The sequence below is a fragment of the Edaphobacter dinghuensis genome, assembly GCF_014640335.1.
Lineage (GTDB): Bacteria > Acidobacteriota > Terriglobia > Terriglobales > Acidobacteriaceae > Edaphobacter > Edaphobacter dinghuensis.
This window is the reverse complement of sequence record NZ_BMGT01000004.1, coordinates 291,739-310,730: the sequence shown is the minus strand read 5'-3', so window position 1 is coordinate 310,730 and position 18,992 is coordinate 291,739. Positions and strand designations below refer to the sequence as shown.

The following is an 18,992-nucleotide window of genomic DNA, read 5'->3' as shown; positions in this document are numbered from 1 at the left end:
TTCTGTACCGGAAGGTCTATTTGAAGACCTGGAAGATCTACTTAAGGAGTGTGACTGCAAATAAAAGAGGGAGGCCAGGGCCTCCCTCTTCATCGCTACAAGATGAGCGACGTTAGCTTTTCTCGGAGAAAGTATGGATCCCGCACTCCAGCTTTTTGCCTCCCCAGCGACCGCTGCGGGCGTCTGCGCCTGCTTCGGGAATCGCCGTGCAGGGCTCGCAGCCGATGCTGGTGTAGCCACGGGCATAAAGCTCCAACTCTGGAATGCCATGTTTTTCTGCATAGCGGGTGACATCGTCCCAAGCCCAGTCAGCCAGAACGCTCACCTTCTTCAAGTGCCTGCCAGTGGGCAGTTTATGGTCTTCCACTTTCTTCAGGCCAGCCCGTGTGGGCGACTGTTCCCGTCTCAGTCCAGTAAACCACCAGTCAAATGGCTCCAGCGAGCGCATCAGCGGCTCGACCTTGCGAATCTGGCAGCACTGCGTCGGCTGGACGATATGTAGCAGACCGTACTTCGCTTCGTGCTCTTCGAGCGTGGTCAGGGGCATCGCATTGATAAGGTTTAGTCCCCACTCCGCGACCATCCGATCGCGATAGGCGATCAGCTCCTTGAAGTGATACCCCGTCTCCAGAAAGATGACCGGGACGTCGCGGAGATGCTGGCGCAGCAGATGCAGAACTACCATGTCCTCGGTCTGAAAGCTGCTGGTGAGGCAGACATTCTTTCCTGCCGAATCGCGCAGAACCTGTGCCATGAGTTCTTCAGCCGTCAATGCTTCGTAATCGATACCCGCTTCAAGTACGCTCATTCGCTCACTCCTGCCAACCGCAGAATCTCGTCCTCATCGCGGCCTTCGCCCAGCAAAACGCCGTCCTCGGCGAAGCCCTCAATGCGAGCCAGCGCATCAACATCCAACGAACGCGCCGTAACCGCAATAACGCCAGTCAGTTGCAGCGCGCGCACAGCGCCTGCCAAGGCTGTATCCGGAATCAGAGCATCATCTACCAGCACAGCTCGCTCCCCGCGAAGCTGCAAAGCCTCGACGACCCGAGCTGCCAGCGGCTTCTGCTCGGGAACCCACACCAACACCGTACGTGCTGCCGTCTCTGCCGAAGTCTCCATCGCAGCGACGATCATCCCCGCGCCAACTGTGGCGTTGGTCACGCCATCGATCAGAATCAGTGCGCCTGTTCCCCGGTTGTCGGCATAGGAGTCAAAGAAGAGCGGCAGGCTGGTCTCGAACTCAACCTCCGCGATCTCATTCATCTCGAGTTGGCTGGCATTGACCTGCTCCAGCGTGCCAACATCGACGCGATGACGGATAGCGCGCACTGTGGCACGTACCGTCCGCGTGGTGTGTTTGGCGACATAGGTGCGCCCGACCACCAGAGGGTCCTCGTGCATCCACACCACCATGGCGCGGAAGTGTCTGCTGATCTGCGGCAGAGCATCCTCGGCCTCCGAGGCCGAAACCAGCATCTCGCCACGGCTCAGGTCAATCTCATCTTCGAGTTCGACGGTCACGCTCTGCGGATAGGCTGCGGCATCCAAATCGCCATCGTAGGTCACGATGCGCTTGACCGTCGTCTCGCGTCTTGAAGGTAGTGCAATGACACGCTCGCCAGCGCGCAGCGTTCCACGTGCTACCTGACCGGCAAAGCCGCGAAAGTTGGCATCGGGCCGCAAGACAAGCTGCACCGGGAAGCGTACCGGACCATTGACCTCGCCAGCACCCAGCGGCACCGTCTCCAGATACTCGAGCAGCGTTGGGCCGGAGTACCACGGCGTCTTCTGGCTGGAAGTGACGACGTTATCACCCTCGAGCGCGCTCACCGGGATCGCCTCAACACTCTTGAGCCCAAGCCGTCGGGCCAGCTCCAGAAACTCCCCGCGAATCGCCGCGAAGGTCTCCTCCGAATAGCCCACCAGGTCCATCTTGTTGACCGCAGCGACCACATGCGGAATTCCCAGCAGCGAGGCGATGTAGGTATGGCGGCGCGACTGCGGCAACAGACTTCCCTGCTTCAGATAAGCCTTGGCGTCGATCAACACGATGGCGACATCCGCCGTCGAAGCACCGGTCGCCATGTTGCGGGTGTACTGCTCATGACCCGGCGTATCGGCGATGATGAACTTGCGCTTCGACGTCGAAAAATAACGGTAAGCCACGTCGATGGTGATGCCCTGTTCGCGCTCGGCCTTAAGGCCGTCGGTCAGCAGCGAAAAGTCCACATGTCCGCCTGAAGCGCGATTCACGCGGCTCTTCGCTACTGCCGCAAGCTGGTCCTCATAGACGCTCTTAGTGTCGTGCAGCAGGCGCCCAATCAGTGTGCTCTTGCCATCGTCCACGCTGCCTGCGGTGGTAAAGCGCAGCATCTCCTGCTCAAGATGCGCGTCCAAAAACTCTTCGAAGCGTACAGACGACTCGGGTATCACAGTATGCGTTGCCATTTAGAAGTAGCCCTCCCGCTTCTTCGTCTCCATCGAGCCTTCTTCGTCGTGATCAATCGCCCGGTTCTCCCGTTCGCTTCGTCGGAACGTCATCAACTCTTCAATAATCTTCGGCAGCGTGTCCGCTTCGCTGGGCATGGCTCCTGTACAGGGAGCGCACCCCAGGCTGCGCATCCGAACCTTCATCGTCTCGACCTTCTCGCCCGGCAACAGCTTCATGCCTTCGCGATACAGCGTCAATGCGCCGCCGCGACGTATCAGTTCGCGCTCTTTGGCGAAGTAGAGAGGCACAATCGGAATCTTTTCGGCGTAGAGATAGAGCCAGATATCCAACTCCGTCCAGTTCGACAGAGGAAAGACGCGAATGCTCTCTCCCTTGCGCAGCCGGGAGTTATAGAGGCTCCACAGCTCGGGCCGCTGATTTTTCGGGTCCCACTGCCCTGCCGTATCGCGGAAGCTGTAGACACGCTCCTTGGCCCGGCTCTTCTCCTCATCGCGGCGCGCACCGCCGAATGCGGCATCGAAACCACCCTCTTCGAGGCCGTCGAGCAGACTCCGAGTCTTCAAGAGGCCGCAGCAGTTCTGCGTTCCGAGTGTGTAAGGGTTGGCACCCGCGGCAATCGCCTCTTCGTTGCGATGCACGATTAGATCGGCGCCGATCTCCTTTGCGTACTCGTCGCGAAACTTGATCATCTCGGGAAACTTGTAGCTGGTGTCGACGTGCAGCAGAGGAAACGGGATCTTGCCGGGATAGAATGCCTTCTGCGCGAGCCGCAACATCACCGACGAGTCTTTGCCGATGGAATAGAGCATGACCGGACGGGCAAACTCCGCCACCGCCTCTCGCATAATCGCGATGCTCTCTGCCTCGAGCGCCTGCAGATGATTCAACTGAGCCGGCTGGCTTACCGCTTCTATATCCGTAGCAATCATTAGAGTTGTATGTCTCCCAAAGGGCTAAATCTCAAAGGCCACAAACCGAGGGCTTCTAAGCAAAGGGTTTGGATTGTGGAAAGGGGGTATGGGTCACTAGCGTGGACAGCACGCAAAGACCATCCGGCAACAACAACACGCGCAGATGACAGGAGACGCCATACATATAACTATAAATGGCACCCACACTAGCCGCAACCGCAGACAATTATCTGCTAAACTAAGTCAGTCAGTACGGCGGTTCAGCAAGCCTACCCAAGTGCTTGAGCAATATGAAGCGTTCCTTCCATTGACATCTCACCGCAGTACATTCGGGGCGTAGCGCAGTCTGGTAGCGCACCTGGTTCGGGACCAGGGGGTCGGAGGTTCGAATCCTCTCGCCCCGACCATTCTTCCATTTGGACTTTTTGAAGATGACTAGGAAGGGGCAACAATCTGTGTGAAAAAGGATGCAGTGTCCCTGGGTGAGACTTATGATCGCTTCACTGCCTAGAGATCAAGACAGAAGTGCAGGGTGTTGTATAGTGATAGCTCTTCGATAACTTGGTCTTCCAATGGAGCCTCTGTGCGACTCTTCAACCGAAGTGGTTGGTTGCTATTTCTGCCTGCTGTTCTTCTCCTCTGTTCCACATCGGCTTTTGCCGCTCAATCGATTACAGCCCGGTTACCACTGGTTTTTGAGCCAAACAGAGGCCAGGCATCTGCAGAGGTTCAGTACATTCTGCGCGAAGGCACATTAGCGGGCGGGTTCGAGAAAGATGGCGTTCTCTTCAGTTTGTCAGGTGGCAAGAAGATTACCTCGCAGGTGAAGATGCGTCTGGTGGGTGGGCGTGAAGATACTGTGATAACTGGTGGTGACGCGCTCGAAGGGCACACGAACTATCTGGTGGGTAACGACCCTGCTCATTGGCTACGCGGATTGCCTAACTATACAAAGGTGCGCTACAGCCGGATTTATCCCGGAACGGATCTTGTGTTCTACGGTAATGGCGAGTCTCTGGAGCACGATTTCGAGGTGCAGCCCGGGGCAAATCCCAAGCAGATCTCCTTTCGGCTCGATGGGGCAGAGAAGGTAGCTTTAGATAAGAACGGTAACCTGCAGGTCAGTTTAGCTGGCGGAGCAATCGCCTTTCGGCGGCCCATTGCTTACCAGACTGTGGCAGGCGTACGGCGCGATGTGGACGCCGCCTTTATGGTCGATCACAAGGGAACGATCCATTTCCAACTGGGCAACTATGACACGTCGGAAAAGCTGGTGATCGATCCTGTCCTCTCTTTTTCCACCTATCTTTCTCCATTGGCTCCAAATGCCAATCTGATTGCGACCGATGCCGGCGGCAACAATTATGTCGCAGGATATGGAACTTTCGGAGTTCCGGTGACTCCCGGTGCGTTTGCAGGATGCACAACCTGTACAACGAACACTGTTGTGACCTTTATCAGCAAACTGAGCGCCGATGGCAAGAACCTCATCTACTCCACCGTGCTTGGAGGCAATAGCTTCGCTCAACCGACAGGCATTGCTGTCGATGCCAATGGAAACGTGCTTGTATCCGGCTGGACGGGTGCCTCTGACTTTCCAACCAAGAATGGGCAGACGATTGCCACAACGATTAATGCATATGACGGATTTCTCATTTCGCTCTCGGCTGATGGGTCTTCTCTGAACTACGGGACAATGCTGGGAACTGCGCCTTCCGTTTCACCGGTCCCGGCAACTTATGCAACAGCCGTCGCTGTCGACTCGTCGGGAAATGCTTATGTCACCGGCGAGACCGGAGACGGTTTTTTCATCTCGCCAGGTGCGCTCGATCAGACGGCCGTAGGCATGTCTCGCAACAGCTCCGACATTTTTCTAGCTAAGTTCGGTCCAACCGGGACTCTTGTCTACAGCGCGGTGCTGGGAACGGCAGACCCGCAAAATGGAGGAGGAGGCCCAACTGGGGCATCAGGCATCACCGTCGACGCCGCCGGTGATGCCTTTGTTGCCGGTCAGGCCGGAACGCTATGGCCAATTTCCAGCAATGCATACCTAAAACAAATTACCGGGTCGATGCCGTATGCGACCCCGTTTGTGACGAAGGTTTCGCCGGATGCGAAGAGCATTCTCTATTCCACCTATTTGGACTATGCCTACGTGGTAACCGGCATCGCTGCTCTGCCCACGGGTGATGTGTTTGTCGCAGGCAACAGTCCAGCCACAACCTATCCGACGACAGCGAACGCCTATCAGCAAAACACTGGGAATAGCGGCGCATTCCTCACCGAGCTCAACGCCGACGGATCGGCCCTCGACTACTCCACGGTCTTCGGCGACACATCATACAAAATCAATGGGCTGGCACTCGATCCCGATGGCGATATCTGGCTGGCCGGGCAAACTTCGAACCCTCAGTTCCCGCTGGTTCACCCTATTCAAGCAATCTTTCCTCCGACAACTCTTTTCCCGGCGCTTGCCTCAACCCTCGATCAGTTTGATCCCACCGGTCAGACATTGAAGTTCTCCACCTTTCTCGGCGGGAGCGCCTCAGGATACGCCAGCAGCGTCGCAGTTGGCGCCAACCATAAAGCGCACGTCTCCGGCGCCGCGGGATATGGAATGTATACAACACCGAGTGTATACGCGGGTTCGGTCCCATCTCCCAGTCCTGGATATAGCGGCGCAACCTACGCCTACGTCGCACTCATCGACCCTGCTGTCTCCAGTGGAACACTCTGCTTAGCCAGCACACAGCTTTCCTTCAACTACCTTCTGCCCCAGACGACGGCATCGCTCATCGAGCACGTCACCAACTGCGGCGATGCGCCGTTCGACTTCACTTCAATTACTTCAGACAATGCAGCCTTCACCGTGCCGGCCGGCACTAACAGTTGCATCGGATCGTTAGCGGCTGGAAGCTCCTGCGACGTGAGTGTCGAATTTGCGCCCACGGCGGTACAAGCCTATGCAGGCCAACTGACCTTCACCTCCAATGCCTCGATCACTACTACTTCAATACCACTCAGCGGCAACGGCGCAGAACCGCTTGCGGAGTTCGGGTCACAGGGTGCTTCAACAACGATCTTCTCGTCGCTGCTGGTAGGACAAACAAGTCCAATCAGGTATGTTGACGTTTACAACGGCGGCATGGTTCCACTCACCATTTATCCGCAGCAGACTGCCGTCTCCAACGGCTTCGTCTTAGCGCCCGGCAGCAACTGCACCGGCACGCTGGCAGCTCACCAATACTGTACAATCGTCGTACAGTTCGCGCCTCAGGCACCTGGAACGTTCAGTGGAACCCTCTCGGTCTCAAGCAGCGATCCTGCTCATCCGACAATCAGTGCTCCTCTGCAAGGTACCGCCTACGCCTCCTATCCGATTGCCACGATCACCGCGCTGTTTAACCCGTCCTATCCGATCGGCGGAACAACCCCCATCACAATGACCGTGAAGGGGACCAACTTCTTCGCAGCCTCCGTCGTCTACATCAACGGCGTTGCCCAGCCGACGACATACCAGAGCGACACCAGCCTTAGTGTCACCTTCGATCCTTCTGTCGTGAACACAGTCGGTGCGATCCCGGTTACGGTGGTCAATCCCACGCCAGGCGGCGGCAGCAGCTCCTCCTATCCGCTCATCGGCTATCGCTCACTTCCATTGACGGCCAGCGCGTTGACCGTGGACCCGGTTGGCGGTCTGCTCTACGCCGCTATTCCTGCCACTGCATCGCAAAATCCAAATACCATCATTCCCATCAATCCCGCCACCGGCGCTATGATGACACCCATCACGGTAGCGGCAGGGCCGCGTGCCCTGGCTGTCTCCGACGACGGCAGCGAACTCTATGTAGCATCGACCGGCGTCTTGCAGCGCATCAACCTGAAGACACTAGCTATCGAAAAGACCTTCAATCTCCCCGTAGATTCGGAATGGGGACAGACCTATGTGCAGGAGATGCACGTTGTTCCCGGCTCCCCGCAGTCGATCGTCGTCGAACTGTTTGCCAATGTAGACCCTGCCGAAGATGGAGCGGCGCTCTACAACGACTCGGGCCTGGTCAACTGGATTCCCGGCCAGAGTCTGGTCAATGGAGGGAACAGTATTTTCTGGCTCGACACCTTCACCTTTACTTCCTCGCCGTCGATCATTTATGGCTTGCCAGTCGCCCCAACCGGCGGCACTTTCTTTGCAGAGATTCAGGTCAGCCCTTCGGGCCTCTCGCGCATGGCGGGCGGAGTGATGTCCGGACAACCTCCTCAACAATCGGGCTCGATCGTGCGCTCCGACGGCGCGCTGCTCTACACAAACACCGGCCAGGTTTGGGAGCCATCAACACAAAAGCTATTGGGAACGTACCTCGCAGCAAATGGCAATCCATTGACCTACACAGGCAGCGTCATTCCCGACACAGCCAACGGGCATACATACTTTCTGGATGGATTCGCACAGTACGCCCAATATGAGTCGCTTGGTATCGATGTCTATGATCAGGCAAGCGAGGCTCTAATAGGCGCTGTTCCATTTTTGGGACTCAACTCGACCGGTGCGGTTGATCTCATGCGCTGGGGTATCAACGGATTTGCCTTCCGTCTTCTTGATACAACCGGAACCAATCCAAGCGCAAACCAGATTGTGATTGTCACCAGCGATCTGGTAACTTCCAGCGGCATTACGCCGATTCCAATCCTGGCCTCCGTCTCGCCGGCAAAGGTGTACGCCGGTGGACCGACATATTCCATGCAGTTGACCGGAAGCGGTTTCACCAACGCATCCACCGTGCTGATCAATGGAAGCCCTCGCGCGACCACTTACGTCAGCGGCACTTCGCTTACTGCCCAGGTATTGGACTCTGACATCGCTGCGACCGGCCAACTCAACGTGCAAGTGACCACTCCGGCGCCGGGTGGCGGCACCTCCGACTACGCATACGTATCGATCGATACTCCGCCACAGACGAACCCCACAGTGACGCTCACTCCATCTGCAACCGCCATTACGACGGCACAGTCGTTGACGGCTACAGTTACTGTCAGTGGTGGAAGCGGCAAGGCAACTCCTACGGGTTCAGTTACATTTAGCGGCGGAGGTTTCACTGCCGCTGCAGCACTTAGCAGTGGTACTGCAACAATCAACATCCCCGCAGGTTCGCTTGCAGTTGGAGTGGATCCCCTGGCTGTTACCTACACACCGGATAGCGCTAGCTCGACAATATATAACGGCGCAACCGGAGCAGCATCGGTAACCGTAACGACTGCAGTAAAGAGTGCATCAGCAGTAACTATGACACCTGCATCGTCTACGATCACCAATGAGCAAACCAATACTGTCTCTATTACCGTTGCAGGTTTAAATGGCCAACCGAGTCCCACTGGAACAGTGACACTGATGAGTGGCACTTATAATGCACAGCAGACACTTGCAACCGGCGCGGCAAGTTTTACCATTCCTGCTGGAGCGCTGAGCAGTGGCGCCAACAAGCTGACAGCCACATATTCCGGTGATGAAACATATGCAGGGGCAAGCGGAACCGCAAACATCACGGTGTCACAAGTTGTAATTGCCACGCTCACACCAGCTGGAGTTCCGCCCGGTGGCAGCACAACAACGAACGTCACTCTCTCTGCCGGCAGTACCTACTCCGGCACGATGAATATGAGTTGTACCCTCGTCGGCTCACCAGCAGGCGCACAAAGTCTGCCAACGTGCAGCCTCAATCCAACAAGTGTGAAAATCGCGACCGGGGGAACTGGAGCGACTGTGCTGACCGTGCAGACAAAAGCAGCATCAACTACGGCACTCATCGCTCCCACTCGGATGAATCTGTTTGGTTTTGGCGGTGGAACGATTTTGGCCGGTCTATTTCTGATCGGAGTTCCCGCTCGCAGGCGACGCTGGATGCCAATGTTGGCACTTCTCTTAATCGTTGTTGTCGCAGGTGTAGTTGGATGCGCTGGAAGCGACAGTTCGAACTCCGGCTCAGGCGGTTCGGGCTCTGGTCCAGGCGGCTCTAGTATTCCGGCGACCACGGCAGGTACCTATACGTTTACCCTGACAGGGGTGGATTCGGCTAATTCGAGCATTACAACCTCCGCCAATGCGGTGGTTATCGTTCAATAGGTACCTGATCAGGTGTAAAGTCTTGAACTATAAGATGTAACCATGCCTCATTTCGCGAGTTCGAATACGCTCTGAGCTTTCGGCACCGGGTCGTATCTCGATGATGTATTCCATGAGATATGGCTCTTAGCCAGCACCAACATTCAAAGACACAATGATCGATCAGCTATGTGGATGAGATAGGAAATAAGGGAAGATTCTGTAAAAAAGAGAGGCGACTATGCCCTTACAGTCGCGGTAGCTTTCTCATCACATGAGCGTTCTTCCGCCAGCAGCGGAACTGCCCCCAGAAGAGCGGCATTCTCGCCAAGCTCCGCGGCACGTATGACAGGCGTTCCCCATGCAGCCCAAGCATGCTTGTTGACGTGGTTCTGCACGAAAGGCAATATGACGTCCGCGCCGCCCAAGACTCCACCTCCCATGATCACAACTTCGGGATCGTAAGCGTGAATTAATGCCACTGTGTTCGCAGCCCAAACCTCCAGGCAGTGCTGCCGTACATCCAAGGCAACCCGATCTCCCCGGTTAGCCATATCAAAGAGCTGACGAAAGTTCAGCTCCGGCTCCAGGGCAAGGAGGCTGGTTGCAAACGCTGGATGCTCCCGAATAATTCCCGGTAAAGCCCAACCGGACGCTTCCGCCTCGGCACAGCCGATATTGCCGCACTTGCAAAGCCGTCCCCGGTAATGAACCGGCAAATGGCCGCCGAGACAGGCAGCCTGTGCATGTGCACCGCGCAACAGCCTGCCATGAATCATCACTGCTCCACCAATGCCTGTCCCCAGTGTCATCATGACCACATCGTTTAGCCCTTGAGCGCTTCCCGCAAATTGCTCTCCGAGCAGAGCCATGCGTGCGTCGTTCTCCATACGCAGAGATAAACCAAGAACCTCTTTGCTCCATACAGCGAGATCCAACTCCTTCGCGTCCTCATACTTCTTCAACGTGGAAAGGATGCAGTTGGTTCGAGCATCGATGATTCCCGGAAAGCCGACAGCGAGACCAGAGCACGCATCCAGATTCTCTCCGGACTCGTCTAGAAGACGCTGCAAGGTCTGTGCAATCAGGGGAAGTATGGAACCGAGCCCCTTAGCACTCTCGGTTGCAAGCGAGGAGCAGGCAAGTATCTTCTGGTCGCGCACCACCGCGCAACCAATATGTGTTCCACCCATATCAAGAGATAAAGCAAGCATTAAGATTTCCCGTCTGGCCCCTCATGCACTTCGCCGATTCGTAACCGTCATAGCCGCACGTACTCTTACGCTCATTACCGGTTTCTACATCTGCAAGTCCTCAAGCATGCCAAGCAACCTCTATTATGAAGATAAGATCACATTAAATGATTTAATATGCTTTATAGAATCATAATTTGAGATTTTATATTTTGACATATTGTATACAGTATGCCATTATCGAAAAAGTATAGCTATAGCTTTGCTTCTTTTTCTGACCATAGGCAAGCAAGGAGAGCACATGACTGCTTGGAGTACAGATGACGAACTTTTTACGCTTGCAGAACGTGAATTGTTTACTTGTGTCGTCGGCGACATCATGGACAAACTCTGCCTCTTCCATCAATTTCTCCCTCCTCAAATCAGGCCCATCCTCAATGAGGCGATTGTTATAGGCCGCGCGATGCCCGTCTTAGGCGGAAACGTCTTTGAGGAGTCATCTCCGGGCTCAGCAAACCGGCTAATGGAAAAGCCTTTCGGACTGATGCTTGAGGCCGTCGATGATTTGCAAAAAGGCGAAGTCTATATCTGCACCGGATCTGCTCCGAGAAATGCCACATGGGGTGAAATGATGGCGACCCGAGCCACAAAACTGGGAGCAAGAGGAGCGGTTTTAGACGGCTATTACCGGGACACAAAGGGATTGATTCGAATGAATTTTCCGACCTTTGGCTATGGCTCCTACGGTCAGGACTCTGCCCCTCGCTATAAGGTGCACGATTTCCGAGTGCCTATTGAGATAGGAGCTGTCAGGATTCACCCAGGCGATATTATCTTTGGCGATATTGATGGCGTTTGCATTGTTCCGAAGGAAGCAGAGCGAGAAGTCTTCAGCAAGGCTCTTGAAAAAGCTCGTGGCGAAAAGTTGGTCAAGAAATCCCTTGAAGCTGGACTAAGTGCAGTTGCCGCATATTCCGAACACGGAATTATGTGAAGGGCTCTCGATTGGGTTTGGACGGAATAGTTCTCCATTACTCTGCGGACATTAAAGACGCGATTACAGTGGAGCACTGAAATTCTCAGTACAACAGCAAGGTGAATCTCATGATCAACATCGACCTGCGGCAAAAATCCATCCTGATTACAGGCGCTCTTGGTGCGATTGCCGAACATATCGTCCGCAAGCTCGAAGAAGCCGGCGCCTTTCTTATTCTCACTGACGCAAAATCCAATGCAGAGGCTCTTTCTGTAATCGAGAGTTGGAAGCTTCACCCTTCAAGGTACGTCTATCACCAGATGGATGTAACAAATTCATCTGAAGTAGAAGCAATCGTCCATGACATGATGGGTCGCTACTCAAACCTGGACACTGTTTTGGGCCATGCTGGAGGATGTGGACTTCATCCGTTCGCCGAAACAGCAGAAGCTGACTTTGATCGCATCTTCAAGTTCAATTATTTTGCACAAACTTATCTGGCGCGCGCTTTCCTTGCGCAATGGGTGCGCCGCAAAGTTACCGGCCACCTGATCTTCACTTCGTCCTATGTGGCACAAATTCCACATACCCGGATACCGGCCTACGCTACAGCAAAGGCTGCATTAGAGCACCTTACCCGCTGCCTCGCCCTTGAATATGCCCCGGCGGGCATACGGGTCAACGCGATCTCTCCGGGGAATGTGGCTGCAGGTAGTTCGCTCAAGGTCTTTGAAGAGGACCAGGAGTATCGAGAATTCGTACTTCGCGTTGCTCCGATGGGAAAGCGCAATTCGCCAGAAGCAATTGCGGATGCATTTGTATTCCTCTGCTCCGAGATGGCAGGGGAGATAACGGGTCAGATACTCCGAGTAGATTTCGGCGTCAGCATCCCGAAGATTGGATGATTCCTAGATATGAAACTTGGTCTTGGCTTATATCGCCACATGTTAACCCCCGAGCACTATGCCTTCGCTGCTCAGGCAGGATGTACTCACGTCGTCGTCCACTTGGTTGATTACTTCAAGGGCGGTGCTTCTAACCCGGCCAACAATCAACCTACAGGTGGAAAAGATAGCCCGTGGGGAATCGCCGGAGATCCGGAGCATATCTGGACACAAAAAGAGCTTAGCGGCTTAAAGACCGAGATAGAAGCTTTCGGGCTTCGCCTTGAAGCAATCGAAAACCTCGACCCAGCCCATTGGCACGATATTTTGCTCGACGGCCCCAAGCGGGCTGCTCATATTGAGAATGTCAAAACCATCATTCGCCGAATGGGAGAAGCCGGAATCCCGATCCTCGGCTATAACTTCAGTCTGGCCGGTGTCTGCGGACGTATCCAGGGACCATTCGCAAGAGGTGGTGCCGTGTCTGTGGGTCTCGATGGACCTGTCGAGACACCCATTCCAAACGGCATGGTCTGGAACATGATTTACGATCAGCATGCTCCCGCGGGCACACTTACCTCTATTTCACACGAAGAACTATGGACGAGACTCGAGCGATTTCTCGAAGAGGTTCTTCCTGTTGCGGAAGAAGCCGGCGTAACGCTTGCCGCCCATCCCGATGATCCGCCTCTGCCAACGATGCGTCAGCAGCCTAGATTGGTCTATCAACCAGATATGTATCAAAGGTTGATAGACATCAATCACAGCTCCAGAAACGGCCTTGAGTTTTGCCTGGGAACGCTTGCTGAAATGAGCGAAGGTGATATCTATAGCACTGTTGATCGATATAGCAAGCAGCATCGCATCGCTTACATTCATTTCCGCAATGTTCGCGGCAAGGTTCCAAATTACAAAGAAGCCTTTATCGACGACGGCGATATCGATATGCTCAGGATCCTGTCCATCCTCGATCACAACGGATTTGATGGCGTTCTTATTCCCGACCACACTCCGCAGATGAGTTGTACTGCTCCCTGGCATGCCGGCATGGCGCACACACTGGGATTCATGCGCGCGGCGCTTATGAATCTCGAAAGAGAACATCTCTCTCATCGGCCAGGAACAAACCAGTGAATATCAGCGCCGGGATTGCAATTGCTTCTATCGCCGGGGTGATGAACGGATTGTTTCCACTGCCGATGAAAGCTAACAAGGTATGGGCGTGGGAAAACAACTGGCTCCCATTTAGCTTTTTATCTCTCGCGCTCTTTCCTGGAATCATCGCCTGGTATACCGTGCCTCAGCTCCTGCTTGCATGTCGGCATGCGCATCTTGCTGACATGGCTGCAGCAATAGCCTGTGGTGTGCTCGTTTATACAGGATCACTATTATTTGGCATCTCTATCGTCTACGCCGGTCTTACCTTGAGTTTTGCCCTGCTTGTCGGATCCATGAATGCTGTCGGCATTCTGGTCCCTCGGCTGTTGTTCAACCGTTCTCTGCTGGGCTCGACAGGTGACTGGCTTGTTCTCGCTGGCGTAGCACTTTCAACTCTCTCTGTCGTTTTAGGATTTCTAGCCGGCAAATGGAACAGAAAAACTCAGGTGGATGTATCTCAGGCTCCCTCAAAACGTATCTTGGGTTCAATCCTGGCGGTGCTCGGAGGAATACTTTCCGGATTTTTGCCTGTTGCGATGGCAATGCCCTGGGAACATCGTCTTTTCGACTCTGCGATTCACTATGGCAGCGCATCCTCGGTTGGAGCATCGAATGCCGTACTGTCCCTGATTCTTTTTGGAGGAGCAATTCCAAATTGCGGCTACTGTATATACCTCTTATGGAAGAATCGCACCTGCCGTCATTACAAGATAAATCGTAGTTATCTTTACTGGGGACTTGTTCTTGCAATGGCGATTCTCTACTCAGCGAGCGTCGCACTTTGGGGGATGGCAATCTCCCCTTCGCTGCTTGGAGCTTTAGGCTCTTCGGTTGGTTGGGCCCTATTCGTCGGCATGATTGTTCTGAGCTCTACTGCTGCCGGCCTGTTTCAAGGCGAGTGGAAGCAGGCTGGCACAAGCGCATGGACAGCGCTTACCGGAAGCCTCGCATGCCTGCTTTCGTCGATGGTCCTAATATGCATCGGCAATTACTATCGGTAGACAGTAAAGACTCTTCGGTGCATTCATGAATGTACCGAAGAGCGTTGTTTTGTCCTATCTGCAGTCCACCCAGGTCACAGCCTAATTACAAAACGAAACCGCATGTCACTTCCGTACCACTGCGGAAAGGCGGTGCCCCAAAGATTGTTGTAGAGATTTACATGCACGCCCTCGCGCATGTCCGGCTGTTTGTTATTAAAGTCCAACAGCGATCTCTGGCCGGGAGCCACAAGGGGTGCATCCAGCGTTTCCAGCGTGAAACTTCCCTTTTCATCGCGATAGCTAACGTCTTTTGTAACCGCATGTAAGTGGCGATTGCCGTTTTCGATTACATCCAGCGGCGATATCGACTGATTCACCTTTTCAAACTGCCATCCATTGGGGTCAGGAGCATTCGGCGAGAAGGAAAACCACATCGCCTCTGCCATGCGGTTGGGGCGCTTTCGAAAACATTGTAAGGTGATGTACACAGCACGCTCGTCGGAGGGAAACGACAGTTCGACCGTCGAATGTTCTGGCCAGCCAATTAAATCTACTAACGATGGATCAGGCTTCGGCATCTGCAGGTCTACAACGATACGGTGCCCCTTGGCATCCTCTCCAGCTCTACACTGCTGCAATTCCGGTTCCCAAGTTTTGCTCTCGGCACGATACTGATTCATCCCCGGCTTGCCAAAATCATTGTAGGCAAATTCCTGAGTATTGTATTGGGCATTGAAACGAGCAAAGTCCGCGCTTGTAAATGTCTGATATCTGAAAAGAGCGAGCGGATGCTCTGAGGATGCCCATTCACGACCAGTCTTCCTGTCTCTCAGCTTTACGATCGCCCCATGCGCAGGATCGAGAGAGACATCAAAATTTGATGTCTGGAGATTACTCGCAGGGTTGAACTCATTTAGCGACTGCCGATCAGGAAGACTGGGCTTGAGAGTCTCCAGTCTGGAGTTTGCCTCTTGCTGCAGTGCAGAAGGAAGTGTCAGGACCGCAATATCCACGTTGCGCCGCTTAGCACCCCACTCATCGTCCATCTTTTGAAATTCAGGTTTTTCAATCCTCGCTTTGCGAAGCTGACTGACGTTATAGATCTCTGGGTTCTTCAGATACTGCCCTGTAGAGAGTCCCCAATTATGTTCGGGCATCAGGATCAATCTAGACGTAAATGCCATGTCCACCGCATCTCCAGCATGGAGTCGTCCCGCGGTCAGCCATTCCTGCCGCAAGCGGCATAGCTCGCGATACCGCGCAACCTTGCCCGGATCGCTCGCCGGGCCATAAATCCAGGTGTCTCCTATATCCTGCGTAACGACTGGCAGACGATCGCGCACCTTACGCAGCGCAGTGGCAACCGTACTCAGATTCGTGGCAACAATTCTCGCTCCGGGGAAGCGGCTACGTAAGGCTGCGTAATACTCTTTCACCTGCTGTGCAGTATGAGGACCGGAGTTGTCGATCGCAACTCGGATTGAAACTGCGATGTCCGTTCCTGGAACTGCCACCGTACCGCCATATCCCAGCGGATGATAAAGCACCATGACCTGCTGCCCTTCTGGATTGCGCCAATTGAACAAGTGGCAGTGAGGCTCCAGCGGTTCGGCACCCTCCGTTGCTGAACGAGCAGCCGTGCCACTCGCAGGAAGGAAAGGCACATCAGGAGCTCTGCATCCTGGATTGTCGCCAATATCCAAAAACTCAACGCCCGCTTCTACTACAGGAGCAATCAACCCGCGGGTATGGCTTGGCACATCAGTTAATTTGCCCGCAATTGTTTTTTTACCGAACCTCTGATCAAGGACAGCAGAGATCTTCAATGCAGATGAGATCAAGGAGCGGTCCAACATCTCCGACTGCCATGTAAATGGCATCGCATGCCAGGCGATGTCACCGGCCAGGATGGCATCTTCCATTCGCTTGCGATCTTTCGTCGATGCCTGCTCCAGGTACTGATAAATCATCCATGACGCAATCGTCCATACATAACGCTCTTCTCCCTGTGAGTTGCGGAAAGTTGCTGCCAGGTCCATTGCGCGCGGAAGATAGTCATCAAAATACGTCAGTAAAATATTTCGCTCGATGTCCGTAAAGCCGATATCGAGATGACATTTGGAAACGACATATACGGTATTCACCGTCTCCTGCGATTGAGCCTCCAGTGCGCTTGCATGAGCAGCAAGCGGGCTAATGGAAGCGATAGTCATTCCCTTCAGAAAGTCGCGGCGATCCATATCTTTCTCCTATTTGCATACTGTATACAGAAATAATGAACGTACTTCTTTCCTATAAGTAGCGCTTGCATGCCACAGGCTTAGGTGAGGGTAACCTGCGTATGGGCCAGGCTGGAATAGCGCTCTGGATTCGTATAGCGATGACGAAGATGTTTCACAATCGCGGCCTCCGGACTCATGTTTGACTTGCCTAGAATCACATCCAGAAGATCGCGGTGATGACGCAACGGCCAATGAAGCGGATCATGTGCTGTCATATAAGCAAGCGCCTGATGCGAGAACAGTACCGTCACCAAGGAATTCAACGTCTTCTCCAGATAGGAGTTTCCAGATACCGCCCAAACTGTCCGGTGAAATTCCAGATCCAACTTTGAAGCATCGAAGTCAGACTCTGTGGTCGTGCTCTCCATCTTTTCCACCAGCGCTTCAAGCCGCTTTTCGTAGCTGGGTATTAGATTCGCGCGACACAATTTGATGGCCTCAGCCTCAAGGACAATCCGCAGGCTGTTGATCTTTTGCACATCCTCCTCGCTGAGCATGACAACGAACATGCCGCGGCGAGGATGGTTCATCACCAACCCCTGCTCCTGGAGCTGAAATAAAGCTTCACGCACCGGAATCCGGCTTACTCCAAATTGCTGTGCAAGATGAGTTTCATTGAGTCGTTCACCAGGCTTGAAGACAGCCGTCAGAATTGCATTGCGGATTCGCTCGACGACATGAGTCTTCAAGGTAGCTACGGGAAGCTCCGAGAGCTGGGTTGTGGGCGGCATTCAGTTACAGCTCTCCTTCAAACATAAATGTCGATTATAGGCAGAGTTTACAGTATACAATATACTTCTCGGATCATTGTTCGATCTCACATAATGCAAACTTACGGACCTCCCGCCAGAACTTGCTTAATTCTCCGATCACTCAACTCTGTAACCGTGTCCGTTGTCTGTTCTTGTAACTGCTGATAAAGAGTCTGCGCTTCCTTTTGTTTGCCGACGGCAAAATACGCGCGAGCCAAATTATAGGTAGCACTCCGCATCGCAGGGTCGATCTTGTGAGCGATCTCTAAATCCGCAACCGCTTTCTTCGGATTCCCTTCTTCTAAAAGAAGCTTGCCCCGCAGTGTGCGGGAAGGCGCGGAATTTTCATCAAGCCGGATTGCCATATCCAGTTCGGCAAGTGCATCGGCCGGTTTCGTCGGATCGAGTTTCAGCATGCATTCAGCCAACAGGTACTCTAAATCCGCACTGATAACTCCAGCATGCATTGCACTTCTCAGATCAGCGACCGCCGCTGCGTAGTTGCTTAACTTGTAGTCAGTTAGTGCTAAAAAGAATCGAGGATCCTTCTTTTCGGGTGAAATTTTCACCGCATTGTCAAAGTCGCTGCGTGCCTTATCCAACTGCCCCAGCAAGGTCTCCGTGGCGCCCCGGACAACAAACACCTCCGAGTTTTGCGGAAAAACCGCAACACACTCGGTCGCCACCTTTTGCGCTTCAGCAAACTGGCCAGCATCGGTCAACAGCGTTATCAGGTTCAGATAGGAAAATAAATCCCGCGGATGCTCCTGAATCTGTCCCTGAAGAAGCACGTATGCATCCTGATATTGGCCCAGTTTCGCATACGATACAGCGAGAAGATTCACGCAGTCAGGGTTTAGCGCTTGTTTATCCTGCACTGTTTTGAGAGTTTTAATCACCGACGGATAATCGCTCATCTCAAACTGGCCGAGTGCAACCGCATAAGCATGCGTTTGCAGGTCGGGCACATTCGCATCGACGGTAGCAAAGAGCCTGAGAGCTGTCTTGAAGTCATGCATTCTGCCATAAGACCAGGCAATATTAAAAGTTTCGATCTGGGACAGATGCGAACATTTCACTACCCTCTGAAGTAGAAGCTGCGCTTCTGCTTCCCGATGCAGCTTCAAGAGTCCGTCGACACGGTGCAGTGTGCTGTGCACATCGCAAACATTCTCGTTTTGTTGTGCGCTACTCTGCGCCCAAGTCGGACTGATGGCACCGGCAATGAAGATAAAAGTCAGAGTGAGGCAGACTCGACAAATTATCTGCCGACTGCGCCGCATCATGCAGCTCTCCATTCC

The 18,992-nt window shown here is 53.8% G+C and carries 12 protein-coding genes and 1 tRNA gene; 6 read left to right on the top strand and 7 right to left on the bottom strand.

Annotated features, from left to right (window positions below; genetic code table 11):
* Positions 1-112: 112 nt before the first annotated feature.
* The 3 genes from IEW09_RS17555 to cysD are packed head-to-tail and all read right to left on the bottom strand — an operon-like array spanning position 113 to position 3,384.
* On the bottom strand, positions 113-808 hold the full coding sequence (locus tag IEW09_RS17555) for a phosphoadenylyl-sulfate reductase (RefSeq protein WP_188555557.1): 696 nt from the start codon (positions 806-808) through the stop codon (positions 113-115).
* The gene (cysN, locus tag IEW09_RS17550) at positions 805-2,451 is read right to left on the bottom strand and encodes a sulfate adenylyltransferase subunit CysN (RefSeq protein WP_188555556.1); all 1,647 of its coding nucleotides are present in this window, start codon (positions 2,449-2,451) and stop codon (positions 805-807) included. The genes IEW09_RS17555 and cysN overlap by 4 nt, the downstream gene beginning before the upstream one ends.
* Entirely contained in the window at positions 2,452-3,384 is a 933-nt protein-coding gene (gene cysD / locus IEW09_RS17545) for a sulfate adenylyltransferase subunit CysD (RefSeq protein WP_188555555.1), read from the bottom strand.
* 312 nt (positions 3,385-3,696) lie between these two features.
* Between cysD and IEW09_RS17540 the strand changes: the two genes are divergently transcribed.
* Positions 3,697-3,773: transfer RNA gene (locus IEW09_RS17540), tRNA-Pro, on the top strand.
* 176 nt (positions 3,774-3,949) lie between these two features.
* On the top strand, positions 3,950-9,484 hold the full coding sequence (locus IEW09_RS17535; protein WP_188555554.1) for a DUF7948 domain-containing protein: 5,535 nt from the start codon (positions 3,950-3,952) through the stop codon (positions 9,482-9,484).
* Positions 9,485-9,702: 218 nt separating this feature from the next.
* On the opposite strand, the gene IEW09_RS17530 is transcribed toward IEW09_RS17535, so the two are convergent.
* Entirely contained in the window at positions 9,703-10,677 is a 975-nt protein-coding gene (locus IEW09_RS17530) for an ROK family protein (protein ID WP_188555553.1), read from the bottom strand.
* A gap of 280 nt (positions 10,678-10,957) precedes the next feature.
* Between IEW09_RS17530 and IEW09_RS17525 the strand changes: the two genes are divergently transcribed.
* From IEW09_RS17525 to IEW09_RS17510, 4 genes are all read left to right on the top strand, one after another.
* Complete coding sequence (locus IEW09_RS17525) at positions 10,958-11,650, top strand: RraA family protein (protein WP_188555552.1); 693 nt, start codon at positions 10,958-10,960, stop codon at positions 11,648-11,650.
* A gap of 110 nt (positions 11,651-11,760) precedes the next feature.
* On the top strand, positions 11,761-12,537 hold the full coding sequence (locus tag IEW09_RS17520) for an SDR family NAD(P)-dependent oxidoreductase (protein WP_188555551.1): 777 nt from the start codon (positions 11,761-11,763) through the stop codon (positions 12,535-12,537).
* Between the two features lie 9 nt (positions 12,538-12,546).
* Entirely contained in the window at positions 12,547-13,650 is a 1,104-nt protein-coding gene (locus IEW09_RS17515) for a mannonate dehydratase (RefSeq protein ID WP_188555550.1), read from the top strand.
* Entirely contained in the window at positions 13,647-14,675 is a 1,029-nt protein-coding gene (locus IEW09_RS17510) for an L-rhamnose/proton symporter RhaT (protein ID WP_188555549.1), read from the top strand. Before IEW09_RS17515 ends, IEW09_RS17510 begins: the two co-directional genes overlap by 4 nt.
* A 74-nt stretch (positions 14,676-14,749) precedes the next feature.
* Here IEW09_RS17510 and IEW09_RS17505 read toward each other — a convergent pair whose 3' ends face one another.
* The 3 genes from IEW09_RS17505 to IEW09_RS17495 all read right to left on the bottom strand — a co-directional run bounded on the left by IEW09_RS17505 (position 14,750) and on the right by IEW09_RS17495 (position 18,977).
* Complete coding sequence (locus IEW09_RS17505) at positions 14,750-16,897, bottom strand: DUF5054 domain-containing protein (protein WP_188555548.1); 2,148 nt, start codon at positions 16,895-16,897, stop codon at positions 14,750-14,752.
* Between the two features lie 80 nt (positions 16,898-16,977).
* Positions 16,978-17,670, bottom strand: coding sequence for a GntR family transcriptional regulator (locus tag IEW09_RS17500; protein WP_188555547.1), 693 nt, complete (start codon positions 17,668-17,670; stop codon positions 16,978-16,980).
* 101 nt (positions 17,671-17,771) lie between these two features.
* On the bottom strand, positions 17,772-18,977 hold the full coding sequence (locus IEW09_RS17495; RefSeq protein ID WP_188555546.1) for a tetratricopeptide repeat protein: 1,206 nt from the start codon (positions 18,975-18,977) through the stop codon (positions 17,772-17,774).
* Positions 18,978-18,992: the final 15 nt, after the last annotated feature.